Origin of the sequence: Dongia sp., from assembly GCF_041909655.1 — a bacterium.
Taxonomy (GTDB): Bacteria; Pseudomonadota; Alphaproteobacteria; order Dongiales; family Dongiaceae; genus Dongia.
On the sequence record NZ_JAYRDA010000004.1, the window covers coordinates 420,817 to 442,182 of the forward strand.

19 protein-coding genes are annotated in these 21,366 nt (G+C 63.9%); 15 read left to right on the forward strand and 4 right to left on the reverse strand.

The window, feature by feature from the left end:
- A complete protein-coding gene (gene purM / locus ACE3PR_RS10865; RefSeq protein WP_374371581.1) occupies positions 1-1,074 on the reverse strand; it encodes a phosphoribosylformylglycinamidine cyclo-ligase in 1,074 nt (357 codons plus the stop codon).
- 146 nt (positions 1,075-1,220) lie between these two features.
- On the opposite strand from purM, the gene ACE3PR_RS10870 reads away from it, so the two are divergent.
- From ACE3PR_RS10870 to ACE3PR_RS10885, 4 genes are all read left to right on the forward strand, one after another.
- Positions 1,221-2,393, forward strand: coding sequence for a DUF2066 domain-containing protein (locus tag ACE3PR_RS10870; protein ID WP_374371583.1), 1,173 nt, complete (start codon positions 1,221-1,223; stop codon positions 2,391-2,393).
- A 22-nt stretch (positions 2,394-2,415) separates the two neighbouring features.
- On the forward strand, positions 2,416-3,570 hold the full coding sequence (locus ACE3PR_RS10875; protein WP_374371585.1) for an AI-2E family transporter: 1,155 nt from the start codon (positions 2,416-2,418) through the stop codon (positions 3,568-3,570).
- Positions 3,571-3,611: 41 nt separating this feature from the next.
- Positions 3,612-4,226: a hypothetical protein gene (locus tag ACE3PR_RS10880; RefSeq protein ID WP_374371587.1), complete on the forward strand. Its 615-nt coding sequence runs from the start codon at positions 3,612-3,614 to the stop codon at positions 4,224-4,226.
- Between the two features lie 75 nt (positions 4,227-4,301).
- Positions 4,302-4,529, forward strand: coding sequence for a hypothetical protein (locus ACE3PR_RS10885; RefSeq protein ID WP_374371589.1), 228 nt, complete (start codon positions 4,302-4,304; stop codon positions 4,527-4,529).
- Between the two features lie 74 nt (positions 4,530-4,603).
- Here the strand turns inward: ACE3PR_RS10885 and ndk are convergent, their stop codons facing one another.
- On the reverse strand, positions 4,604-5,026 hold the full coding sequence (gene ndk / locus ACE3PR_RS10890; RefSeq protein WP_374371591.1) for a nucleoside-diphosphate kinase: 423 nt from the start codon (positions 5,024-5,026) through the stop codon (positions 4,604-4,606).
- A 161-nt stretch (positions 5,027-5,187) separates the two neighbouring features.
- On the opposite strand from ndk, the gene ACE3PR_RS10895 reads away from it, so the two are divergent.
- From ACE3PR_RS10895 to ACE3PR_RS10920, 6 genes are all read left to right on the forward strand, one after another.
- A complete protein-coding gene (locus ACE3PR_RS10895; RefSeq protein WP_374371593.1) occupies positions 5,188-7,104 on the forward strand; it encodes an ABC-F family ATP-binding cassette domain-containing protein in 1,917 nt (638 codons plus the stop codon).
- An 89-nt stretch (positions 7,105-7,193) separates the two neighbouring features.
- Positions 7,194-7,709: a sigma-70 family RNA polymerase sigma factor gene (locus ACE3PR_RS10900; protein WP_374371595.1), complete on the forward strand. Its 516-nt coding sequence runs from the start codon at positions 7,194-7,196 to the stop codon at positions 7,707-7,709.
- 107 nt (positions 7,710-7,816) lie between these two features.
- Positions 7,817-8,782, forward strand: coding sequence for a FecR domain-containing protein (locus ACE3PR_RS10905; RefSeq protein ID WP_374371597.1), 966 nt, complete (start codon positions 7,817-7,819; stop codon positions 8,780-8,782).
- A 100-nt stretch (positions 8,783-8,882) separates the two neighbouring features.
- On the forward strand, positions 8,883-11,312 hold the full coding sequence (locus tag ACE3PR_RS10910; protein ID WP_374371599.1) for a TonB-dependent receptor domain-containing protein: 2,430 nt from the start codon (positions 8,883-8,885) through the stop codon (positions 11,310-11,312).
- Positions 11,313-11,332: 20 nt separating this feature from the next.
- Positions 11,333-11,713, forward strand: coding sequence for a hypothetical protein (locus tag ACE3PR_RS10915; protein ID WP_374371601.1), 381 nt, complete (start codon positions 11,333-11,335; stop codon positions 11,711-11,713).
- The gene (locus tag ACE3PR_RS10920; protein WP_374371603.1) at positions 11,710-12,957 is read left to right on the forward strand and encodes an MFS transporter; all 1,248 of its coding nucleotides are present in this window, start codon (positions 11,710-11,712) and stop codon (positions 12,955-12,957) included. Before ACE3PR_RS10915 ends, ACE3PR_RS10920 begins: the two co-directional genes overlap by 4 nt.
- Positions 12,958-12,960: 3 nt before the next feature.
- On the opposite strand, the gene ACE3PR_RS10925 is transcribed toward ACE3PR_RS10920, so the two are convergent.
- Together ACE3PR_RS10925 and ACE3PR_RS10930 are read right to left on the reverse strand one after the other, a co-directional pair.
- A complete protein-coding gene (locus ACE3PR_RS10925; protein WP_374371605.1) occupies positions 12,961-14,469 on the reverse strand; it encodes a hypothetical protein in 1,509 nt (502 codons plus the stop codon).
- Between the two features lie 138 nt (positions 14,470-14,607).
- Complete coding sequence (locus ACE3PR_RS10930) at positions 14,608-15,561, reverse strand: ornithine cyclodeaminase family protein (protein ID WP_374371607.1); 954 nt, start codon at positions 15,559-15,561, stop codon at positions 14,608-14,610.
- Positions 15,562-15,793: 232 nt separating this feature from the next.
- Between ACE3PR_RS10930 and miaB the strand changes: the two genes are divergently transcribed.
- The 5 genes from miaB (at position 15,794) to lnt (ending at position 21,289) form a co-directional block, all read left to right on the forward strand.
- Entirely contained in the window at positions 15,794-17,209 is a 1,416-nt protein-coding gene (miaB, locus tag ACE3PR_RS10935; RefSeq protein WP_374371609.1) for a tRNA (N6-isopentenyl adenosine(37)-C2)-methylthiotransferase MiaB, read from the forward strand.
- Positions 17,206-18,261 carry a PhoH family protein gene (locus ACE3PR_RS10940; RefSeq protein ID WP_374371611.1) on the forward strand — a complete coding sequence of 352 codons (1,056 nt, stop codon included), beginning with the start codon at positions 17,206-17,208 and terminating at the stop codon, positions 18,259-18,261. The genes miaB and ACE3PR_RS10940 overlap by 4 nt, the downstream gene beginning before the upstream one ends.
- Positions 18,258-18,785, forward strand: coding sequence for an rRNA maturation RNase YbeY (ybeY, locus tag ACE3PR_RS10945; protein ID WP_374371614.1), 528 nt, complete (start codon positions 18,258-18,260; stop codon positions 18,783-18,785). The genes ACE3PR_RS10940 and ybeY overlap by 4 nt, the downstream gene beginning before the upstream one ends.
- A 28-nt stretch (positions 18,786-18,813) precedes the next feature.
- Positions 18,814-19,728, forward strand: a complete 915-nt coding sequence (locus tag ACE3PR_RS10950; protein ID WP_374371616.1) for a hemolysin family protein — start codon at positions 18,814-18,816, stop codon at positions 19,726-19,728.
- Between the two features lie 70 nt (positions 19,729-19,798).
- Positions 19,799-21,289, forward strand: a complete 1,491-nt coding sequence (gene lnt / locus ACE3PR_RS10955; RefSeq protein ID WP_374371618.1) for an apolipoprotein N-acyltransferase — start codon at positions 19,799-19,801, stop codon at positions 21,287-21,289.
- Positions 21,290-21,366 lie beyond the last annotated feature (77 nt).

Genomic DNA, 21,366 nt, shown 5'->3' on the forward strand with positions numbered 1-21,366 from the left:
TTACCAATGGCCGGTATTCTTCACGACGCAGCCGGCAGCACCCGGAGCGCGCGGCACGATGCGGCCGATCTCGCTCACGGTCTCGCCCTGATCGCGCAGGGTCTTGGCGATGAGGGCCGCGTCGTCGCGCGCCACCACCAGGATCATGCCGATGCCGCAATTGAAGGTGCGCGCCATTTCCTGCGCATCCGTGCCGGCGACCTTGCGCATCCAAGCAAAGACCGGCGGCAACGTCCAGGTGCCGGCATCGATGTCGCAGGCGAGCGTCTTCGGCAGCACGCGCGGGATGTTCTCGAGCAGGCCGCCGCCGGTGATATGGGCCAGCGCCTTGACACCACCCAGTTTCGAGCTCTCGGCGCGGATGGCGGCAAGGCAGGATTTCACATAGATGCGCGTCGGCGTGAGAAGCGCTGCACCGAGCTTCTGGCCCTTGGCGAAGGGTGCTTCCGCATCGTAGGAAAGGCCGCTCTTTTCGACGATCTTGCGCACCAGCGAATAGCCGTTGGAATGCACACCCGACGAGCCCAGACCCAGCACGATATCGCCCTCGGCCACCTTGGCGCCGGTGATCGCCGCTTCGCGCTCGACGGCACCCACGGCAAAACCGGCGAGATCGTAATCGCCCTTTGCGTACATGCCGGGCATTTCCGCCGTCTCGCCGCCGATGAGGGCACAGCCGGCCTGTTTACAGCCATCGGCGATGCCGCCGATGATCTTCTTACCGGTCTCGACGTCGAGCTTGCCGGTGGCGAAGTAATCGAGGAAGAAGAGCGGCTCCGCCCCCTGCACGACGAGGTCGTTGACGCACATGGCGACGAGGTCGATGCCGATCGTGTCATGGCAATCGGCATCGATCGCGATCTTCAGCTTGGTGCCGACGCCGTCGGTGGTGGCGACCAGGATCGGGTCACGGAAGCCCGCCCGCTTGGGGTCGAAGAAAGCGCCGAATCCGCCAAGGCCCGCATCGGCCCCCGCCCGGGCCGTCGCCTTGGCGAGCGGCTTGATCGCTTCCACGAGCGCATTGCCGGCGTCGATATCGACCCCGGCATCGCGGTAGGTAATGCCATTGCCCATGAAAAAGACTCAATCCTTGAATTTCTTAGGTACCCGGGAAGAGCATCGGCCTGAAACCGGTGTTTCCGGCCGGTGTTGCTGGCTTCCCCGGGAAGGGATTTGCTATAAGCTCGGTCCGGACAATACGCATTTCAGGGTGGTTTGCAATGGCCCCAACGGGCGTCTTTTCGGCCTTCGGTGAGGCAAGTCGACATGGCTGCTATCGGCTGGCCCTGGCTGGATTTTTAGTCCTTGCCGGTCTGTTGGCCGGCGCCATCGCGAACCCGGCCCTGGCGCAAAGCGTTTATGTCGCCTCCGGCATCCCGGTCGAGGTGACCGGCGAGGCCGCCACCCTGCGCGATCAAGCCGTGCTGGTGGCCCAGCGCGAAGGCCTGCGTCAGGTCTTGAAGGAAATCGCCCCGGCCGATCAAATCGAGGGCCTGCTGCTGCCCGGCGATGACGAAATCGGCTCCTGGGTCGCCGATATGGCGATCGACGAGGAGAAGATCGCCGCCACCCGTTATATCGGTCGCTACACGATTCGCTTTGCTGCCGGGCCGGTGCAGGATTTCCTCAGCCGCGAGGGCATCGCCTTCGCCGAGACCCGCGCCAAGCAGATGCTGATGCTGCCCATCTATACCGACGATACCGGGACGACCGGCCTCTGGGGGCCGACCAATGCCTGGCTCCGCGCCTGGAACCAGCAGAACCTGGCGGCCGCCGGAACCGGCCCGGCTTTGGTCCCGGTCGTGACGCCGCGGGGCGATCTCGACGACCAGAACATCCTCACCGCCACCGATGCCCTGGCCGGCGCGCAGGCGAAACTGGAATTCATGGCCGATCGCTATCAGGCCGGCGACGTGGTGGTGGCCGAGGCGCAGATGAGCGCGCCCGGCGCCGACGGCAACCGCAATCTCGCCCTCAACGTCACGCGCTACGGCCATGACGGCATCCAGCGCTACCAGGAAACCTTGACCGGGGCCGCCGCCGATCCCGACGGATTGCTGGCCCAGGGTGTCGTCACCGTGCAGGCGATGCTTGAAGGGGCCTGGAAGAACGCCAATCTCATTGATCCCAACAAGCGCTCGACGCTGGCTGTCCACGTGCCGCTCAACAGCCTGCAGCAATGGGTCTCGATCAAACAGCGCCTCAGCCAGGTCGGCCTCATCAAGACCGTGGACCTCAAGCAATTGGCCCGCGACGGTGCCGATCTCGAAATCGGCTATGCCGGCGATGAAGCGCAATTCGTGCGCGCGCTCTCCCAGGCGGATCTCTATCTGGTCTCGAGCGGCGAAGGTGTTTCGACGCTGACCCTGGGTGGTGGCGGGACCGCGCCATGATCGAGACTTGGGACTGGGCAAGATGACCATGGCGACCCCGCAGGACAATGACGAACCGGTGCTGCCGCCACGCATGCGGCGCTGGCCCAGTTATCTGGCGGCCCTGCTTATCTTTCTGATTCTGGTCTATCTGCTGCGCACCGTCCTGCTGCCCTTCGTGGCCGGCATGGGGGTCGCGTATTTCCTCGATCCGGTCTGCGACAAGCTCGAAAAATGGGGCTGTTCCCGCATCCTGGCGACGGCCCTGGTGACGATTGCCTTTGCCCTGATGATCATCCTCGCCTTCCTCATCATCGTCCCCGTGCTGATCGAGCAACTCAGTCTATTCATCCGCGACCTGCCGGGATTGGTCGAGCGCGCGCATCAACGTCTGCTGCCGCTTTATGCCCAGTTCCAGTTGCGTTTCGATCTCCCCGCTCTCGACGATCTCGGGACCCTGCTGCGCAACCGGCTGGGCGGCGTGCTCGGCTTCTTCGGCGAGGCGTTGCAGGGTGTCGTCTCCGGCGGGGCGGCCATCGCCAATTTGCTCTCGCTGCTCTTCATCACGCCGGTCGTCACCTTCTACATCCTGCGTGATTGGGACCTGCTGGTGGCCCGCGTCGACACTTTGCTGCCGCGCGATCATGCCGAGACCATCCGCGAACAGATGCGCGCCATCGACACCACCATGGCCGGCTTCATCCGCGGCCAGGCCAGCGTCTGCCTGGTGCTGGGTGCCTATTATGCCGGCGGGCTGATGCTGGTGGGCCTGCCCTTCGGTCTCGTGATCGGCATGGTGGCGGGCCTCCTCACCTTCATTCCCTATGTCGGCTCATTGACCGGCTTCATCATCTCGATGGCCGTGGCACTGGCCAGCTTCGACACCTGGCACGGCACCGCCATCGTCGCTGCCATCTTTGTGAGCGGCCAGGTGATGGAGGGAAATTTCCTCACGCCGAAACTGGTCGGCGACCGGGTCGGGCTGCATCCGGTCTGGATCATCTTCGCCCTTCTCGCTGGTGGCGCGCTTTTCGGCTTCGTGGGCCTGTTGCTGGCGGTGCCCGTGGCGGCCGCGATCGGGGTCCTGGTCCGCTTCGGCATCGGCCGCTATCTCGCCAGCCCCCTTTATCTCGGCCATCATCAAGCAGCCGCAGTGAAGCTTCCCGCCAGCGACCAGCGCCAGCCACCGCAACCATGAAGACCGGGCAATTGCCATTCGACCTGCCGCGGCTTCGCGCGATGGGTGCGGCTGATTTCGTGGCGGCGCCCAGCAATGCGGCGGCCCTCACGCTTATCGAGGCCTGGCCGGATTGGCCGGGCCCCGGACGCGCGCTGGCCGTCCATGGGCCGGCCGGTTGCGGCAAGACCCATCTCGGCCATGTCTTCCAGGCCCGCGCCATGGCGGCGGAGCGCGTCGTCCTCTATCTGACCGAGGCGCGCGAACTCCCGGATCTGCCTCCCGATCCGGTCCTCATCCTGGATGCCCCCAACCTCGACGAGACGGCCTTTTTCCACCTCCTCAACCGGCTGAAAAACGAGGGCGGCGATCTCCTCATCCTGTCCCGTGAAGCCCCGGCGCGTTGGCCCGTGCACCTTCCCGACCTTGCCTCGCGCTTGAAGGCGCTGCCTGCGGTCGAGGTAGCACCGCCCGATGACGCCTTGCTGGGCGCGATCCTCGCCAAGCATTTTGCTGACCGGCAGATTGCCGTCGCCCCGGAGGTGATCGATTACCTGCTCCGCCAGATGGAGCGCAGCTTCGCCGCCGCCGCCGAGATCGCCGAACGCCTCGACCAGGCCGCCCTGGCGGAGGGCCGGGCCATCACCGTACCCCTGGCAAAGCGGGTCCTGGGCTAGGCGGCCTTATTGCCCTTGAGGCGGGGCTGCGGTAAAACGTCGCCATTCGCGCGAAACTGATAGGGATATTTTTCCATGGCCACACCGAACGGATCGCTGCAGGACCAGATCCTCGCCAACCGCCAGAAGACCTGGGACGGCCTCGGCCGGCTGCTGTTCTGGGGCACGATCTACGCCCTGCTGCTGACCCTGGTCACGGCCCTGCACGCGGTCAACGGCCCCTCGGTCGGTCTCGGCATTTTCTCGGCCATCGTCATCATCGGCGGTTTCGTCGCCGTGGTGATCGGCGTCAGCCGCAAATAGCTGCACATCCAGATGCGAAAACGGCGCCGCGAGTGATCGCGGCGCCGTTTTTCATTTCAGACTGCGCTGGTTGATCAGCCGACGATGTCGGCGCCGGCGAAGAAGTAGCTGATCTCGATCGCGGCGTTTTCGGCCGAATCCGAGCCGTGAACCGAATTGGCTTCGATCGATTCCGCGAATTCCTTGCGGATGGTGCCGGCATCGGCATTGGCCGGATTGGTGGCGCCCATGATCTCGCGGTTCTTGGCGACGGCGTTTTCGCCTTCCAGCACCTGAACGACGACCGGACCCGAAGTCATGAACTTCACGAGGTCGGCATAGAACGGACGCGCGGCGTGGACCTCGTAGAACTTCTTGGCCTGGGCGTCAGTCATCTGGATGCGGCGCTGGGCGACGATCCGGAGACCGGCGGCCTCGAATTTGGCGTTGATCTTGCCCGTCAGGTTGCGGCGGGTGGCGTCCGGCTTGATGATCGAGAAAGTGCGTTCGATGGCCATGATTGTCCTCGTTTCTGGCGTTGCGGGCGCGCATGGCTGATGCTGCACCCCTTGGCGGAAGTCGGGCTGGCTTATATACAACTCAGCCCAATGAAACAACCGAGCGGGCATGACACGCGGCGCGGGTCCCGCTCAACCTTCATAAATTCAGTCGGAACAACATGTTAACGATCTCGAACCTGACCTATCGCATCGCTGGCCGCGATATCCTGACCAATGCCAGCGTGAGCGTTGCGGCAGGGCATCATGCCGGGTTGGTCGGCCGCAACGGTGCCGGCAAGTCCACCTTGCTGAAGATCATCTCAGGCGATCTGCAGGCCGATTCCGGCACCATCGACGTGCCGAAGATGTGGCGCATCGGCCGCCTGGAACAGGAAATGAAGGATCAGGGCCGCTCGCTGCTGGCCTGTGTGCTGGCGGCCGATACCGAGCGCACGGCCCTGCTGGCGGAAGCCGAGACGACGACCGATCCCCACCGCATCGCCGAGGTGCATGCGCGCCTCACCGACATTCAGGCGCATAGCGCCGAGGCGCGCGCCGCCGAAATCCTGGCCGGCCTCGGCTTCGATTCCACGGCCCAGCAGCGCCCCTTGAGCGATTTTTCCGGCGGCTGGCAGATGCGTGTCGCTTTGGCGGCGCAGCTTTTCTCCGCCCCCGATCTGATGCTGCTCGACGAGCCCACCAACCATCTCGATCTCGAAGCGACCTTGTGGCTTGAGAGCTATTTGAAGACCTATCCCGGCACGATCCTGCTGGTGAGCCACGACCGCGATCTCCTCAACAAGGTCGTAAACCGCATCATCCATCTCAGCCGTGGCGGCATGATCTCCTATACCGGTGGCTATGACGATTTCGAGAACATGCGGCGGGCGCGCATGGAGCAGGACATGGCCATGGCGGCCAAGGTCGACGCGCAACGCAAGCACATGATGGCCTTCGTCGACCGCTTTCGCTACAAGGCCTCGAAAGCGCGCCAGGCCCAATCGCGCCTGAAGATGATCGCGAAATTGCAGCCGATCTCGCTGGTGGCCGACGAGAAGGGGATCAATATCTCTTTCCCGCAGCCGGAAGCCCTGCCGCCGCCCCTCATCACCCTCGACAAGGTCTCGGTGGGCTATGAGCCGGGCAAGCCGATCCTGAAGAATCTCGATCTGCGCCTCGATCCCGATGACCGCATCGCGCTTTTGGGCTCGAACGGCAACGGCAAATCGACCTTCATCAAATTGCTGGCCGGACGTCTTGGTGCCATGCAGGGCGAAGTGCGAAAATCCTCGAAGATGCGCGTGGGTTATTTCGCCCAGCACCAGACCGACGAACTCGATCTGGAGGCGACCCCCATTGAAGTAATGGCACGCGCCGCGCCCGAATTGCTGCCGGACAAACGCCGCGCCCATCTCGGTCGATTTGGCTTGGGCCAGGACCAGGCCAATACCAAGGTGGCGCAGCTTTCAGGCGGCGAGAAAGCGCGTCTGCTCCTCGCCCTCATGAGCCGGCAGGCGCCCAACATCCTGCTGCTTGACGAACCTTCGAACCATCTCGACATCGACAGTCGCCAAGCCCTGGTCGAGGCGATCAACGAATTCGAAGGGGCGGTCATCATCATCAGCCACGATCCCAACCTCATCGAGCTTTCCGCCGATCGGCTGTGGCTGGTGCGGGATGGCGCGGTGAAGACCTTCGACGGCGACATGGAAGATTACCGCCGCCTCATCATCAGCGAACGCCGCGAACGCCAGCGCAGCGAACGCAAGGGCGCCCTGCCGGAAAAGGCCGCCGCCCCGAAACTCGCCGCCGCCCATGGCGGCGCCGTGACGGAGAAGCCGGCCGCCAAAGCGGCGCCGCAACCGGCGAAGAAGATCGTCGTCTCGCCGGAGAAGAAAAAGGCGCTCGCCGGCGCCGAGACCGCGATCTCGAAACTGACCCAGGCCCTCGACCTCATCGAAGGGAAACTCGCCGATCCGTCGCTCTACAACAATGGCGGCTCGGCGGAGCTCGCCACCTGGCAGGTCAAGCATGCCGAAGTGAAGAAAAAGCTCGCCGAGGCCGAAGAGAAGTGGCTGGAACTCAGCACCGGATGAGCCCGGCTCCAGCCTTGCCCTGAGTTTAATTGCAAATTATTCGCAATCGCATTAGATAGATTCCGGATAGGGATCGGAGCGATTGGGAAGTGAGCGAGCGGGACATCCATATGCGGCTGTTTCTGGACAATCGCACCGCTCTGGTGGATTACGCGGTGCCGATCGTCGGCAATCGCGCCAATGCCGAGGACGTCGTCCAGGAAGCCTATCTGCGGTTTTCCGCAGCCAGGGATGCGACCGCGATCGAGCAGCCTCTGGCCTATCTCTATCGCATCGTCCGCAACCACGCCCTCGACGTGGCACGGCGTCTCGCCCAGGAAAGACGGCGCAGCGGTGGTGATTCCGGCACTCTCCCCGAGATTCCGGATCTCGCCGCCAATCCGGAGCGCATCGCTGTGCAGCGCGACGAATTGCGGCGGGTCGCAGCCGCGATCGAGGATCTGCCGCCGCGGACCCGGCGCGCTTTCGAGCTCTACCGCTTCCAGGATTGGACACTGCAGCAGATCGCGCGCGAACTCGGTATCTCGACCACTTTCGCCCACAAGCTGGTCCGCCAGGCGCTGGTTGCCTGCATGAGCCGTCTGGGAGACGACGATGCCGGCTGAGGCAGAAAAATTTTCGACCCGGGGTGAAAAAGCCACGCGCCCGCGCGTCTCTCATGGCGGTCTTGCCGATTTTTGGCCGCGCCCAGTCCCAGCCGAGTGACCGGAACATGCCAGGCCAAGCTCAGCCCACCGCCCGGGTGACGATCGCCCCCGAGATATTGGAAGAAGCCGCCGATTGGCTGATGCGTTGCCGCGCCCGGCCGACGGATGCCGGCCTCGCCGCCGAACTCGCGGCCTGGTGCGGGCGCGATCCTGTTCATGCGACCGCTTTCGCCCGGGCGGAGCGCGCTTGGGACATGGCGGGCCGGATCGGCCCGGCATTGCCCGCTGCCGAAATCCGGCCCTTCCCGCGCCGGCGTCGCCCGCTCGCAATGGCCGCGGCACTCGCTGTCGCGGCGTCGCTGGCGATCGCCTTCCTGCCCGGCCTCTCCTTCCGCCTGCAAGCGGATCATCTGACCGGGACGGGTGGCCGTGAAATAGCGCAGCTTGCCGATGGCAGCACGATCACGCTCGCTGCGGACAGTGCAATCAGCGTGAGGTTCGACGGCAAGGCCCGCACGATCACCTTGCTGCGCGGCGAAGCCTATTTCGACGTCGCCCATGATTCGGCCCGACCCTTCATCGTGACTGCCGGCAGTACAGAGATCGAAGTTCTCGGCACGGCCTTCGACGTGGATCTTGGCGAGGCCGCAACGAGTATCGCGGTGGCACGCGGCAAGGTCGCGGTGCGCGGACCCCATGAATCGGTGACACTGACGGCGGGCGAGGCCGTGCGCGTGGAAGACGGCGGCGCCCTGATGCGGTCGCGCCAGCCGGAACCACAGGTAGCGGCGTGGCGCCGCGGCCTTCTGGTCGCCGACGACATGCCGATCGCCGACGTGGTGGCGCGGCTTGATCGCTATTACGAGGGACTCGTCTTGCTGCCCGATGCCGCCTTTGCATCACAACGGGTGACCGGCGTCTTCGACCTCAAGGACCCTGCCAAGGCACTTCGTGCGCTGGCCGAGACGCAAGGCGGGCGCCTGCTGACCGTCACGCCCTATGTCACGGCGCTGATGGGCGCATCCTCGTAAAAATTTTCAGTCGCCGGTGAAAATCGGGGGACCCCCAACGTCTTTCCCTGGATATGCGAATGCGAGGCGTTCGCTAGAATGGGGTGACATGGGGATGATCATGGGGATGAGGAGCCTGCGGCGGATCCGCAAGGATGCGTTGATTCTATCGACGACCCTGGCAGCCGCTTTGCTGGCAATGCCGGTCGCTTTCGCCGAACCGATCGGGCAGCCGCAACTGGCCCAGGCGACGACGACTTTCGACATCCCGGCACAAGCCTTGGGCAGCGCCCTCATCGCCTTCGGGCAGCAGGCCGGCATCCAGGTGATTGCGGCCAGCGACCTCGCCACGGGGAGGCAATCCACCGCCATTGCCGGCAATATGGGCGCTGACGAGGCGCTGACGGCGCTTCTCGCCGGCACCGGCCTCGGCCACCGCGTCACGGCGGAGGGTACCTTCACCCTTTTCGTCCTGCCGCTCGAGAGTCGCGCCGCGCAACTCCAGGACCTCGAAGTCACTGCGACCCGCACCACCCAGACCATTTCGGAAACACCGGGATCGGTCATCGTCCTCGATGCGGACGAGATCGCCGAGCAATTGAAGATCAGCAGCAATCCCGCCGATCTCTTGCGCAAGAACGTGCCGGGTTTCTCGGTGCCAAACGTCACCATCTCCGGCGCTTCGGAAAATCTGCGCGGTCGCGATATCCTTATCCTGGTGGATGGGGTGAAGCGCGACACACCCTTGCGTGACGTCTCGCGCGTGCTCTCGCTGATCGATCTCAACACGATCGAGCGGATTGAGGTGGTGAGCGGGCCCAGCGCCATCTATGGCGCGGGTGCCACCGGCGGCACGATCAATTTCATCACCAAGAAAGCGACCCCGGGCGGACCGCAGGTGACGATCGCTACGGGCCTCCGCGCCTTCACCGAGGATGTCGGCGATTCGATCGCGCCCGAAACCTCGGTCACGGTCACGGGCGATGCCGGCTTCATCGATTATGCCCTTACCGCCACCGGCACCTGGACGCAGGACAGCTATGACGGCGCCGGCAATCTGATGCCCTCCGACCCCGAAATCGGCCAGGGCGGTCGCGACAATGCCGACGATTACACACTCAATGCCAAGATCGGCCGCGATTTCGACGGCCAGCGCCTGGAAGCGGCGGCAGATGTCATCTGGTACACGCAGAAGCCCGATTTCTTCACCGATTATTCGACCGATCCGGCGAGCGTCGATACCGATTCGAATTATACCGGCGAGCCTGTCACCGAACGCTCCAATTATGTCACCTTGCGTTATACCAATGACGATATCGGCATCGGCGATCTCTCTCTCGCGGTGTTTCACAACGACATCGAGAAGCGCTTTGCCTTCGCGCCGATTTCGCAGGCGAATTCCATCGTCTATTCCTGCGGCCCCGGCGGCACCACGCAATGCGACAGCGCCCAGGCGAGCCTCTATGTCGAGCAGGTGGGTCTCACCGCCACGGTCAATTCGCCGCTGGATTTTGCGCTCGACGGCATGGTGCTGACTTGGGGCTTCGATTACACCTATGACGAAACGTCCCAGAGCCTGCAGGACGGGCGCGAGATCATCGCGCCGATGGACCAGCATGGCGCGGCGGCCTTCGCCCAGGTGAAGGCGCCGGCCTTCGATTGGCTCACCCTCTCGGGCGGCGTGCGCTATGAATATTACGATTTGAGCGCCGATGATTTCCGGCGGCCCGACGCGGCCGCCCTCATCGGCGGCGTGGTCTTTCCCTTCCCCGGCGCCGATATCACGGGTGCCGATTACACCTATGACGAAATCCTGTTCAATGCCGGCGCGGTCTTTCACGTGACCGAGGAGGTCGATCTCTTCGCCGGCTTCTCGCAGGGTTTCTCGACACCCGATCTCGGTGGCTTCACGCGCCGCTCGGGCATCGGCGGCCTGCCTTCGGATTGGAGCGTCTTCAAGCCGCGCGCCGCCAAGGTCGACAATTACGAACTGGGCTTGCGCGGCGACTGGGGCGATTTCTCCGGCTCGGTCACCGGCTTCTATAACGAATCCGATTGGGGGACCACCTACGACCCCAATGCCAATACCCTCACGCAGCAGCCCGAACAGATCTGGGGCGCCGAAGTGACCGCCGCCTGGAATGTCACCGATGCGCTGCGTGTGGGTGCCGCCTTCGGCTATCAGGAAGGCAAGCAGGACCGCGACAATGACGGCGATTACGAAGCCTATCTGCCGAACAACCGCATCAACTCGCCTTACCGCGCCACCGCCTATGTCGATTATCTGACCGATTTCGATCTCGGCCTGCGCGCCGAAGCGCTCTATTTCAGCGGCCGCGACCGCTTTGACGGCACCACCCGGTTCGAACTCGAGGATGCGATCACCTTCAACCTCCTGGCAAGCTATCCGCTGCTCGGCGGCGATCTCAGCTTCGCGGTCGAGAATTTGCTCGACGAGACCTACGAGAACCCGACCTCCACGGCGACACGCAACATCCCGATCAACGGCTATGGCCGCACGGTTGCCCTGCGCTACGTCAAAACCTTCTAGGAAAGAACAGAGCAGCCGCCATGTTCAGTTGCGATTGGTCGGAATGGCCTTTGGTCACCCTGCGCTTCAGCGAAGCGTTCCGGGTCGAGGATGAAACGCTTTACCTCGATTCGATCCAGCGCCTCGCCGACGCCCGCGAACCCTATGCCGTCATCCTGGTGACGCAGGGCGATGAGCATCTCAGCCAGAAGGCGAAGGTCCGGAACAACATGATCTTCAAGCACAACCGCGACCATTTCACGCGTTATTGCCGGCAGTTCTATCGCGTGAAGACGGATGTCGACTGGGCGGAGATCGACGATACCAAGCTCAAAAAGGCGATGCCTTTCCCGGCCGCTCATGCGCCAAGCGAAGAAGTGGCAAGACGTTTGGCGCTGGCGGTGCTGGCGGCGGCGCGATGAGCGCCCTCATTGCCGACGATGCCGCTGACCGCATTGATCGCCGCCTGATGCTGGCCCTGGCCGGGCTCTATCTCGGCCAGAGCATACCGATCTATCTCTTCGCCGCCGCCATTCCCGCGATCTTCCGCTCGGTCGGCGTCTCGCTTTCCACCATCGGCTTCATCGCCCTCCTGATGCTGCCCTGGATGATGAAGTTTCTCTGGGCGCCCTGGATCGACCGGTACGTGCTGCTGCCCATCGGGCATCGGCGTTCCTGGATCCTGACAACGCAGGCCGCCATCGTCATCCTCCTCCTGGTCCTCACCCAGATGAGCCCGGTCGATGTCGGCGCCGTCCCGATCCTGCTGCTGGGAAGTGCCGTCTCGCTTCTCATCGGCACGCTGGAAGTGGCGATCGACGGCTATGCGGTGGCGCATCTCACCGCCCGCCAGCGCGCCTTCGGGAATGCGCTGCAAGGTGCCGGCACCGCCGCCGGGGTGGTGCTGGGCGGCTCCTGTGTTCTCTTCCTCTATGAAGCCCGGGGCTGGCAGGTCTCGGTCGCGGCCGCCGCCGGCATGTGTGCGCTCTCGCTCGTCTTCCTGCCCCTGATGCGCGAGGACCGCCATATGCGGCCGGCCTGGGCCAGGCCTGAGGACCGGCCCTCGCTCCTGCGCTTCTTCCGCCGTGCGGGTGCCCTGGAGGCGCTTTCCTTCGCCCTCATCTATCGCCTGAGCGAAGGTTTCGTGAAGGCGATGGAAAATCCGTTCCTGATCGATAACGGCCTCAGCCTCAAGGATATCGGCATTCTCGACGGCGCCTCGGCCGCCATCGTCGGCCTCCTGGGCTCGGGCCTCGCCGCACTGATCATCCGCATCACCGGCCTCTGGCGCTTCGTCTATGGCTTGGGGATTGCGCGGACACTCTGCTTCATCGGCTTTGCCTATTACGCCTGGGCGGCCCCGAATCTCCCCTGGTTCCTGATCGGCATCACCCTCTTCAATACGGTGATCCGCTATATGGAGATCGTCGGGCTCTATACCGTCTTCATGGGATTGGCGGTGAAGGAACAGGCCGGCACCGATTTCACTTTGCTCTCCTCGGCCCAACTGGTCGTCTTCATGCTGGGCTCGATGGCAAGTGGCGTCATCGCCGATTGGATCGGCTATGACGGCCTCTTCGCGCTGGCCGTCATTCTTTCCGTTGTGGGGCTCGTGCTTTCCATGCGCGCCTTGCCACGCCGGCACTCGGCCTGGTCGGGAAGGTAGATATCACCCGGCCCGCGCAAAGCTGCGCAATATCTTGGCGCTGGCATCGGGAGGCATGGCGAGGATGGTCTGGAAGAAATCCAGCACGATGGCGCAGCCCTGTTTGGGATCGGCGATGGAACCGTTGAAGGTCGAGGTGAATTCCTGCTGGCCGTAGCGCGAGGCCACCTGCCGGATCACCTGCTGGGTCAGCGGCTTCAATTCGTCCGCCACCGGCTGGCTGCGCCGAGGATCGGCGCTGGCGATCAGATTGGCGATGGCATCGAGCTCGCTGGTGCCCACCTTGGCGCCGAGGATCGAGCGGATGCGGGCGCTGTCTTCCGAACTCGCCATCGGATTCATCAGATGCCGGTAGCAGAGTGCCCCGTCGGCGGCGGCGATCTCGCTCGCCTGGCCGATCATGTAGTGATAGAGGCCATTGACCGCATGGTCGTCGGCATAACGCAGATATTTGTCGCGTAAGCGTTCCAGGACCGGCGCCATAAGGCCGCGCGCCGCGTTGATCGGCTGGCCGGCATTGACGACCTTGCGGGTGATGCCGAGAACTTCCTGGAAGGCACCGGGCTCGCGCTTATGGAGCACGTCGAAGAGGCGGATCTCGGTCAGTTCCGCCGTGAGCTCGCCGTCGCTCATCGCCTCGCCGCCAAAGCCGGAGGCCGCTAGATCGCCGCCATCGACGATCTCGGTCACCACCGCAGCCGCGACCAATTCATCCGCACTCGGATACCAGATTTCGTCATGGGGTGTCTTCATGGCGCGGGTGATGAAATCCGGCGCCACGCCCGCCGCCTTCAGGATATCGCCCTGCACCGACTGGCTGCGGGTATCGCCCGGCGCCACGTAAGCGTGAAAGCCCAGATGCGCATCGCTGCGCAGGAAACGGTTTTCGCCGGCAAGGTAGATCACGGTGCAGGCACTCACGCAGCGGTCGCTGGTATAGGTGTCGAGGTTGCGCGCGCGGATCTGGTCGGCGATGCGCAGGGCCTCCGAGATCAAACCGCCATGCTGCAGATTGAGATGCACCAGCCGTGCTTCCGGCGCGCGGGCAAGAGCGCGCGCGAAATCCTCGGCGACGCCGGCGCCGACGCCGCCGGTGATTTCGATATCGTGGCCGTTATTGCGCAAGGCGATGCGCCATTGGCCGATCTGATCGAGCACACGGCCCAGAGCGATGCCTTCCTGCAGCGCCGGAAACTGGATCAGGGCCAGCGACGTCGATTGTCCCAGCAGGAGAAGCACCAAAAGGCCACGGACCACATTGCGCCAGCGGGGGACGCGATGGCGCGACGCCGCTCGCCAGATGCCGATTGTCTGCCACAGGACCAGCAGCGTCGACAGGAACATGACAGCCGCGGCGAAGATCGCGGCGTTATAGGCACCGGGGAGGCGGTTGGCATGGGGCGCGGCGGCGTTCACCAGAGCGGCGAACGCGACCAGCAGGCAAAGACCGTTGAGCCAGAAACTGATGCCGAGCGAGAGCTCGCCGCGCCAATGCCGCGTCAGATACCGCATATGCCCTTTCCGCGCCCGTTATGGAACCGCGACAGTAACCGCGATCCCGGCCATCCTGGCAACCACCCTATCGTCGAAAAAGCAGTGTGCCTGCGGAACCTTAAGGAAGGGTTGCCCGAACGTCACGGCAAGGGATTTTCAGCCGGCCCGCTCCATCAGCAACCTTGCAGCGGCAAGGTCCTCGAGCGCCGTGCCAACGGATTTGAACAGTGTGATCTCATCGGCCGATTGCCGCCCCTTGTGCTGGCCGCGCGCGAGATTGTGAAGATCGGCGGCGATCCGCTCCGGCAAGAGGGCGCCAGATTTCACCGCAAGCACGATATCGCCCGCTTCCTTCAAGGCCCCCTCGCGGGTGTCGACGAAGATCGTGGCGCGGCGCACGGCCTCGTCATCGCTCTCGCGCATCTCGGGCGTGAAGGCACCGACCAGATCGAGATGCTGGCCGGGCTTGAGCCAGACACCCTTCACCAGCGGCTCCTGCGACAATGTCCCCGTGCTGATGATGTCGGCTGCTTTCACGGCGGTCTCCAGTTCCGGCGCCACCTCGACCTCGATGCCGGCGGCGGCAAGGCTGGCGGCCTGCGCCTGGGCTTTCCTGATGTCCCGCGCCCAGAGCAACGTCCGCGTGATCGGCCGGACCGCGCGGTGCGCCTCGATGAGCGGGCGGCTCAAGGCCCCCGCGCCGATCATGAGATGCGTTTTGGCATCGGGCCGCGCGCAATAGCTGGCCGCCAGTGCCGAAGCCGCCGCCGTGCGGCGCACCGTGAGCGCCTTGCCGTCGATGAGCGCCTTGGGTTCGCCGGTAAGGCCATCCAGCAGCAGATAAAGGCCCTGGACGGCGGGCAGGTTGCGGGCGCCGTTCCCCGGCGTCACCGTGACGACCTTGATACCGACCGCCTTGCCCGCATCCCAGGCCGGCATCAGCAGGAGGGTCTGGTCCCCCTCATTCCCCGGCATGGGGATGCTGTGATGATGTCGGACCGGAACGGTCCAATGACCGGCGAAGGCGGCGCGTAGCGCATCGACGAGACCCGGATAGTCGAGCAGCGCGTCGACTTTGGGGGCGGGCAGGAAAGGAATATTGTCTGTCATGATGGCGCGGAGAGTAGCGAGGGGCCGGAAGACGTGCAATTCACCCCGATTCCACCGCGCGGACAAGCGTGCCCCGGGAACATATTTCACATTTATTTCAATACCATAACCCAGATTGCCCAAGGCGCCGGAATGCGCTACACCAGCCCCAGGTGGCGTGGTATCCTTAACTTTATGAAGCAAATCTGCCCGATTTCGAGCGCCGCCGAGGGTTAGAGGAACAGCACGGACCTTGGCCAAAAAGCTCTTCATCAAGACCTATGGCTGCCAGATGAACGTCTATGATTCCGCCCGCATGGCGGATCTCCTGGCGCCGCTTGGCTATGGCATGACGGAAGACCCGTCGGATGCCGACATGGTCATCCTCAATACCTGCCATATCCGCGAGAAGGCCTCGGAAAAGACCTTCAGCGAATTGGGCCGCCTGCGTGCCCAGCGCGTCCAGCGCCAAGCGGAAGGCCGCGACACGATCATCGCGGTGGCCGGCTGCGTTGCCCAGGCCGAGGGCGCCGAGATCATGCGCCGGGTACCCGATATCGACATCGTCCTGGGGCCGCAGACCTATCACCGCCTGCCGGAAATGGTAGCGCGCGCGACCCGGGCGCGGGATGAGAGGCTCGGTAATCAGGGGAAGCCCTTTAAGGGCGCCGGCATGCTCGATACCGAATTCCCGGCCGAATCGAAATTCGACTTCCTGCCCGAGGCCGCGGCACCGCAAGGGGTGACCGCCTTTCTCGCCATCCAGGAAGGCTGTGACAAATTCTGTACCTTCTGCGTCGTGCCCTATACGCGTGGCGCCGAATTTTCGCGCCCGGTTTCACAGATCGTCACCGAGGCAAAGCGCCTGGTGGCACAGGGTGCGCGCGAAATCACGCTGCTGGGCCAGAACGTCAACGCCTATCACGGCGAAGGCATCGACGGCGCCACCTGGGGCCTGGCGCGCCTGGTGCGGTATCTTGCCGACAAGATCCCCGATCTCTCGCGCATCCGCTACACGACCTCGCATCCGCGCGACATGGACGACGACCTCATCGCCGCCCATGGCGATCTGCCACAATTGATGCCGTTCCTGCATTTGCCCGTGCAATCGGGTTCGGACCGGATTCTCGAGGCGATGAACCGGCAGCACACGGGCGACCACTTCCGCCGCATCATCGAGAAGCTGCGGCATCTGCGTCCAGATCTCGCCCTCTCCTCGGATTTCATCATCGGCTTCCCCGGCGAAAGCGATGCCGATCACAAGGCGACGGTGAAGCTTATCGAAGAGATCGGCTTCGCCCAGAGCTTCAGCTTCAAATACTCGCCGCGCCCCGGCACCCCGGCGGCCATGCTGGAGCTTCAGGTGCCCGAAGCCGTCATGGATGCGCGGCTCCAGGAAATCCAGGCGCTGCTCGAAGCCCAGCTCGTCGCCTTCAACCGCGCCACGATCGGCCGGCATGTACCGGTCCTCATCGAGCGCGCGGGCAAGCATAGCGGGCAGATGATGGGCAAATCGCCCTATCTTCAGCCGGTCCATGCCTATCTGCCGGCCGAGACGATCGGTCAGGAAATCGAGATCGAGATCACCGAGCTCAAGCATTATAGTTTGGGCGGGATGCCAGCGGCGGGCCACGCCGCGAGTCGCCAACCGGAGAGAGCCATCGCGTGAGTGCCACTCCCCTCGCCCCGATCGCCCCGCCCTTGCACCTGCAATTCGAAGACAACCGATTATTGCCGCAGCTCTTCGGCCAGCATGACCAGAATCTGGCCCGCATCGAGCAGGAACTCGGCATCTCTATGGTTTCGCGCGGCAACCAGCTCGCGATCTCCGGCGAGCCGGACGCGGTCGCGACCGCCAAACAGGTAATGACCAACCTTTATCAACGGCTGAAACGGGGGCTTGAAGTGGATCGTGGCGAAGTCGACGCGGCCCTCCGTCTGGCGCGAGCCGATGAAGGCATGGAACCCAATCTGTTCGACGGCTCGAAGGACGGCACCGCCATCCGCACGGCGCGGCGCCACATCACGCCGCGCTCGGCCATGCAGGCGAAATACATGCGCATGCTGCATGAAAAGGAATTGGTGTTCGGCCTGGGGCCGGCCGGTACCGGCAAGACCTATCTCGCCGTCGCCGTCGCCGTCGCCATGCTGACCAAGGGCGCCGTCGATCGCATCATCCTGTCGCGCCCGGCGGTGGAAGCCGGCGAGCGCCTGGGCTTCCTGCCCGGCGACATGCGCGAGAAGGTCGATCCCTATCTGCGCCCGCTCTACGATGCCTTGAACGACATGCTGCCCGCCGATCAAGTGGTGAAGCGCATGACCTCGGGCGAGATCGAGGTGGCCCCACTCGCCTTCATGCGCGGCCGCACGCTCGCTCATTCTTATGTCATCCTCGATGAAGCCCAGAACACCACGCCGATGCAGATGAAGATGTTCCTCACTCGCCTCGGCGAAGGCTCGCGCATGGCGGTGACCGGCGATCTCTCGCAGATCGATCTCCCGACCGGCACCAAATCCGGCCTCAAGGATGCGCTGGACGCGGTCGAGCACATTCCCGAGATCGGCATCGCCCGCTTCAACGAAGTCGACGTCGTGCGCCATCCGCTGGTAGCGCGCATCGTCGGTGCCTATGATTCCCGCGACCGCAAGCAATCGAAGGCGGCCAAGGATATTGGCAAGGAACCGGGAGGCCGGGAGAACGCCCCCCGCAGCGGGACGTGAGTCCCAGTATCCGTATCGCCGTCGGAATCGAAAAGGCCGGCTGGAAGAAGGCGCTCCCCGAAGCCGCCAAGATCGGTCGGCAGGCGGCGCGGCGGACGATTAAAGCGGGCCTTGCCACGCAACTGGGCAAGGTGCCGGTTCTGGCAGGCCGCGAGGCGCTGGAACTCAGTCTGGTGCTGAGCGGCGACGCCGATGTCCAGGTTCTCAACCGCGATTACCGCGGCAAGGACAAGCCGACCAACGTGCTTTCCTTCGCGGCCCTTGATTCCCAGCCGTCGCCCCATACATTGCCGGCCGGGATGCCTTGCCATCTGGGGGATGTCGTCCTGGCCCTGGAAACATTGAAATCCGAGGCGCGGGAACAGCGCAAGACGTTGAAACAGCACTACTCGCATCTGGTTGTGCATGGTGTGCTACATTTGCTGGGCTTCGACCATGAACGCGCCACGGATGCGCGCCGGATGGAAGACCTGGAGCGCGACGTGCTGGCCGGACTCGGCTGGCCGGATCCCTATTTGTCATAACTGCCCCTTTGGGACCACTGGAAGAGAGATGAGCGACATACCGTCTAGAAGCGGCGCGGCCGAGGAAAATGGCAAGCCGCGCCTGGGTTTCAAGAACCTCCTCAAGATGTTCCGCCGCAAGGCCAGCAGCGAAAGCGCCCTGCGCGACGCCATCGAGGAACTGATCGAAGAATCGGAAGCCGGCGATGACGGCGACACCCCGCTCGATTCCAACGAATCCTCCCTTCTCCTCAACGTCCTCAAGCTGGGCGATCTCACCGCCTATGACGTGATGGTGCCGCGCGCCGATATCCGCGCTTTGCCCGAGAAGGTGGACCTCAAGGGCCTGCTGCAGACGGTGCGCGAATTCGGCCATTCGCGCGTGCCGATCTATGGCGAGGATCTCGACGACATCATCGGCATCGTCCATGTGAAGGACGTGCTCACCGCCTTCACCGATCCAGATTCCTTCCAGTTGAAGCGGATCCTGCGCGAACCGATGTTCATCTCGCCCTCGATCCGCGTGCTCGATCTCCTGGTGCAGATGCGCCAGAACCGCGCTCATATGGCGCTGGTGGTCGACGAATATGGCGGCATCGACGGCCTGGTCACGATCGAGGATCTGGTCGAGGAAATCATCGGCGAGATCGAGGACGAACACGACATCGTCAAAGGCCCGCATCTGGTGAGCCGCCCGGACGGCACATTGCTTGCCGATGCGCGCACCACGATCGAGGCCTTCGAGGAAAAGGTCGGTCCCGTGCTGACCGATGACGAACGCGAGGCCGATATCGACACCTTGGGCGGCCTGGTCATGTCGCTGACCGACCGCGTGCCGACACGCGGCGAATTGGTGACGCATTCTTCCGGCATCGTGTTCGAAGTGCTGGACGCCGATCCCCGGCGCATCAAGCGCTTGCGCGTCCGGGAAATTCCGGCACCCAAGCCGCAGGACAAGGACTGACCTCATCGTGCATTGGCTGCCTGTTTGCTACGCCCGTCTCGGGGCGCTCTCTCCCTGGCGGCGGCGTGGCGTGGCCGTTCTGCTGGGGGCCCTAGGTGCTGCCGCCTTCGCGCCGGTCCATGCCGTCCCGGCGATGCTCATCTCCCTCGTCGCCCTCTTCTGGCTCATCCAGGGATCGTCTTCGCGCCGCGGCGCCTTTGCCATTGCGTGGGTTTGGGGCTTCGGCCAATTCGCCGCCGGCAATTTCTGGATCGCCAATTCCTTCCTGATCGATGCGCCGAAATTCGGTTGGATGATTCCCCCGATCATCGGTGGCCTCGCCGCCTTCCTGGCGCTCTATCCGGGCCTGGTGGGGGCCGTCCTCTGGCGCAAGGACGATCTCGGCCTTATCCGGATCCTCGGCTTCGCCTCGCTCTTCACCATCGGCGAATGGCTGCGCGGCCATGTCTTGACCGGCTATCCCTGGAATCTCGTCGGCTATGTCTGGGAAGTCAGCCCCGCGATGATGCAATCGGCCGCGCTCTGGGGGGCCTGGGGTCTGAGCTTTGTAACGGTGCTCATCTTCACCCTGCCCGCCATGCTTGGCGGCAGTATCCAGCGACGACATCTCCGCGTCTTGTCCGGCGGTCTCGCCTTGCTGGCGGCTTTGTGGCTGGGCGGTGCCTGGCGTCTTGACGGCGCTGCCAACGCACATGTCCCGGATGTGCGCCTGCGCATCGTCCAGGCCAATATCTCGCAGGCCGAGAAGATGCAGGGTGGCTTCGGCATTCAGCATCTGGAAAAACACGTGGCGCTGACGCGCGGCACGCCGGGTTTCACCGAAACGACCCATGTGATCTGGCCCGAATCGGCCGCGAACTTCCTGCTCGACCGCGAACCCGACCTGCGACAGTTTATCGCAAGCGCGGTGCCGCCGGGCGGCGCCCTTCTCACCGGTACAATCCGTGGTTGGCCTCAAAGCGGCGATCTCGACGAGATCTGGAACTCGCTCGCCGTCATGAACGGCGCCGGCGAGGTGACCGCTCATGCCGACAAGGCCCATCTGGTGCCGCTCGGCGAATATGTCCCCTTGCGGGACTACTTTCCTTTCATCAACAAGCTGACGCCGGGTAAAATGGATTTTTCGGCAGCACCGGGTCCCCAGACGGTGGCTGTGCCGGGTGCCCCGGATGCGGGACCGCTGATCTGCTACGAGGTCATCTTTCCCGGTGCGGTAACGGATGAAAGCCATCGCCCGCAATGGCTTGTCAACGTCACCAATGATGGCTGGTTCGGCATGAGCCCCGGCCCCTATCAGCATTTCACTGCCTCGCGCTTCCGCGCCGTCGAAGAAGGCCTGCCCCTGATCCGCGCCGCCAATACCGGCATATCCGGCATTATCGATTCCTATGGACGCATCGAATCCATATCGGCGCTGGGAACCGAAGCTGTGCTGGATGGTTTATTGCCAGTTGCGCTGCCCCCCACACCATTCGCGCGCTGGGGGATTTGGTGGGCCGTCGCTCTTGTAACTATTGGTATCATTCCACTTCTGCTGGGTCGCGCCATCGCGCAAAGGTGATAACTTTCTCACGCCTCAGTTGTTGACAAGTGGCGCGGTTGTATACAGCTTATGGACGAGGCGATTGACCGACCTCT

Excerpts from the sequence above, each read along its gene's own strand:
- purM (WP_374371581.1), bottom strand. The coding sequence starts at position 1,074 with ATGGGCAATGGCATTACCTACCGCGATGCCGGGGTCGATATCGACGCC.
- ACE3PR_RS10870 (WP_374371583.1), top strand. The coding sequence starts at position 1,221 with ATGGCCCCAACGGGCGTCTTTTCGGCCTTCGGTGAGGCAAGTCGACAT.
- ACE3PR_RS10875 (WP_374371585.1), top strand. The coding sequence starts at position 2,416 with ATGACCATGGCGACCCCGCAGGACAATGACGAACCGGTGCTGCCGCCA.
- ACE3PR_RS10880 (WP_374371587.1), top strand. The coding sequence starts at position 3,612 with ATGGGTGCGGCTGATTTCGTGGCGGCGCCCAGCAATGCGGCGGCCCTC.
- ACE3PR_RS10885 (WP_374371589.1), top strand. The coding sequence starts at position 4,302 with ATGGCCACACCGAACGGATCGCTGCAGGACCAGATCCTCGCCAACCGC.
- ndk (WP_374371591.1), bottom strand. The coding sequence starts at position 5,026 with ATGGCCATCGAACGCACTTTCTCGATCATCAAGCCGGACGCCACCCGC.
- ACE3PR_RS10895 (WP_374371593.1), top strand. The coding sequence starts at position 5,188 with ATGTTAACGATCTCGAACCTGACCTATCGCATCGCTGGCCGCGATATC.
- ACE3PR_RS10905 (WP_374371597.1), top strand. The coding sequence starts at position 7,817 with ATGCCAGGCCAAGCTCAGCCCACCGCCCGGGTGACGATCGCCCCCGAG.
- ACE3PR_RS10910 (WP_374371599.1), top strand. The coding sequence starts at position 8,883 with ATGGGGATGAGGAGCCTGCGGCGGATCCGCAAGGATGCGTTGATTCTA.
- ACE3PR_RS10915 (WP_374371601.1), top strand. The coding sequence starts at position 11,333 with ATGTTCAGTTGCGATTGGTCGGAATGGCCTTTGGTCACCCTGCGCTTC.
- ACE3PR_RS10920 (WP_374371603.1), top strand. The coding sequence starts at position 11,710 with ATGAGCGCCCTCATTGCCGACGATGCCGCTGACCGCATTGATCGCCGC.
- ACE3PR_RS10925 (WP_374371605.1), bottom strand. The coding sequence starts at position 14,469 with ATGCGGTATCTGACGCGGCATTGGCGCGGCGAGCTCTCGCTCGGCATC.
- ACE3PR_RS10930 (WP_374371607.1), bottom strand. The coding sequence starts at position 15,561 with ATGACAGACAATATTCCTTTCCTGCCCGCCCCCAAAGTCGACGCGCTG.
- ACE3PR_RS10950 (WP_374371616.1), top strand. The coding sequence starts at position 18,814 with ATGAGCGACATACCGTCTAGAAGCGGCGCGGCCGAGGAAAATGGCAAG.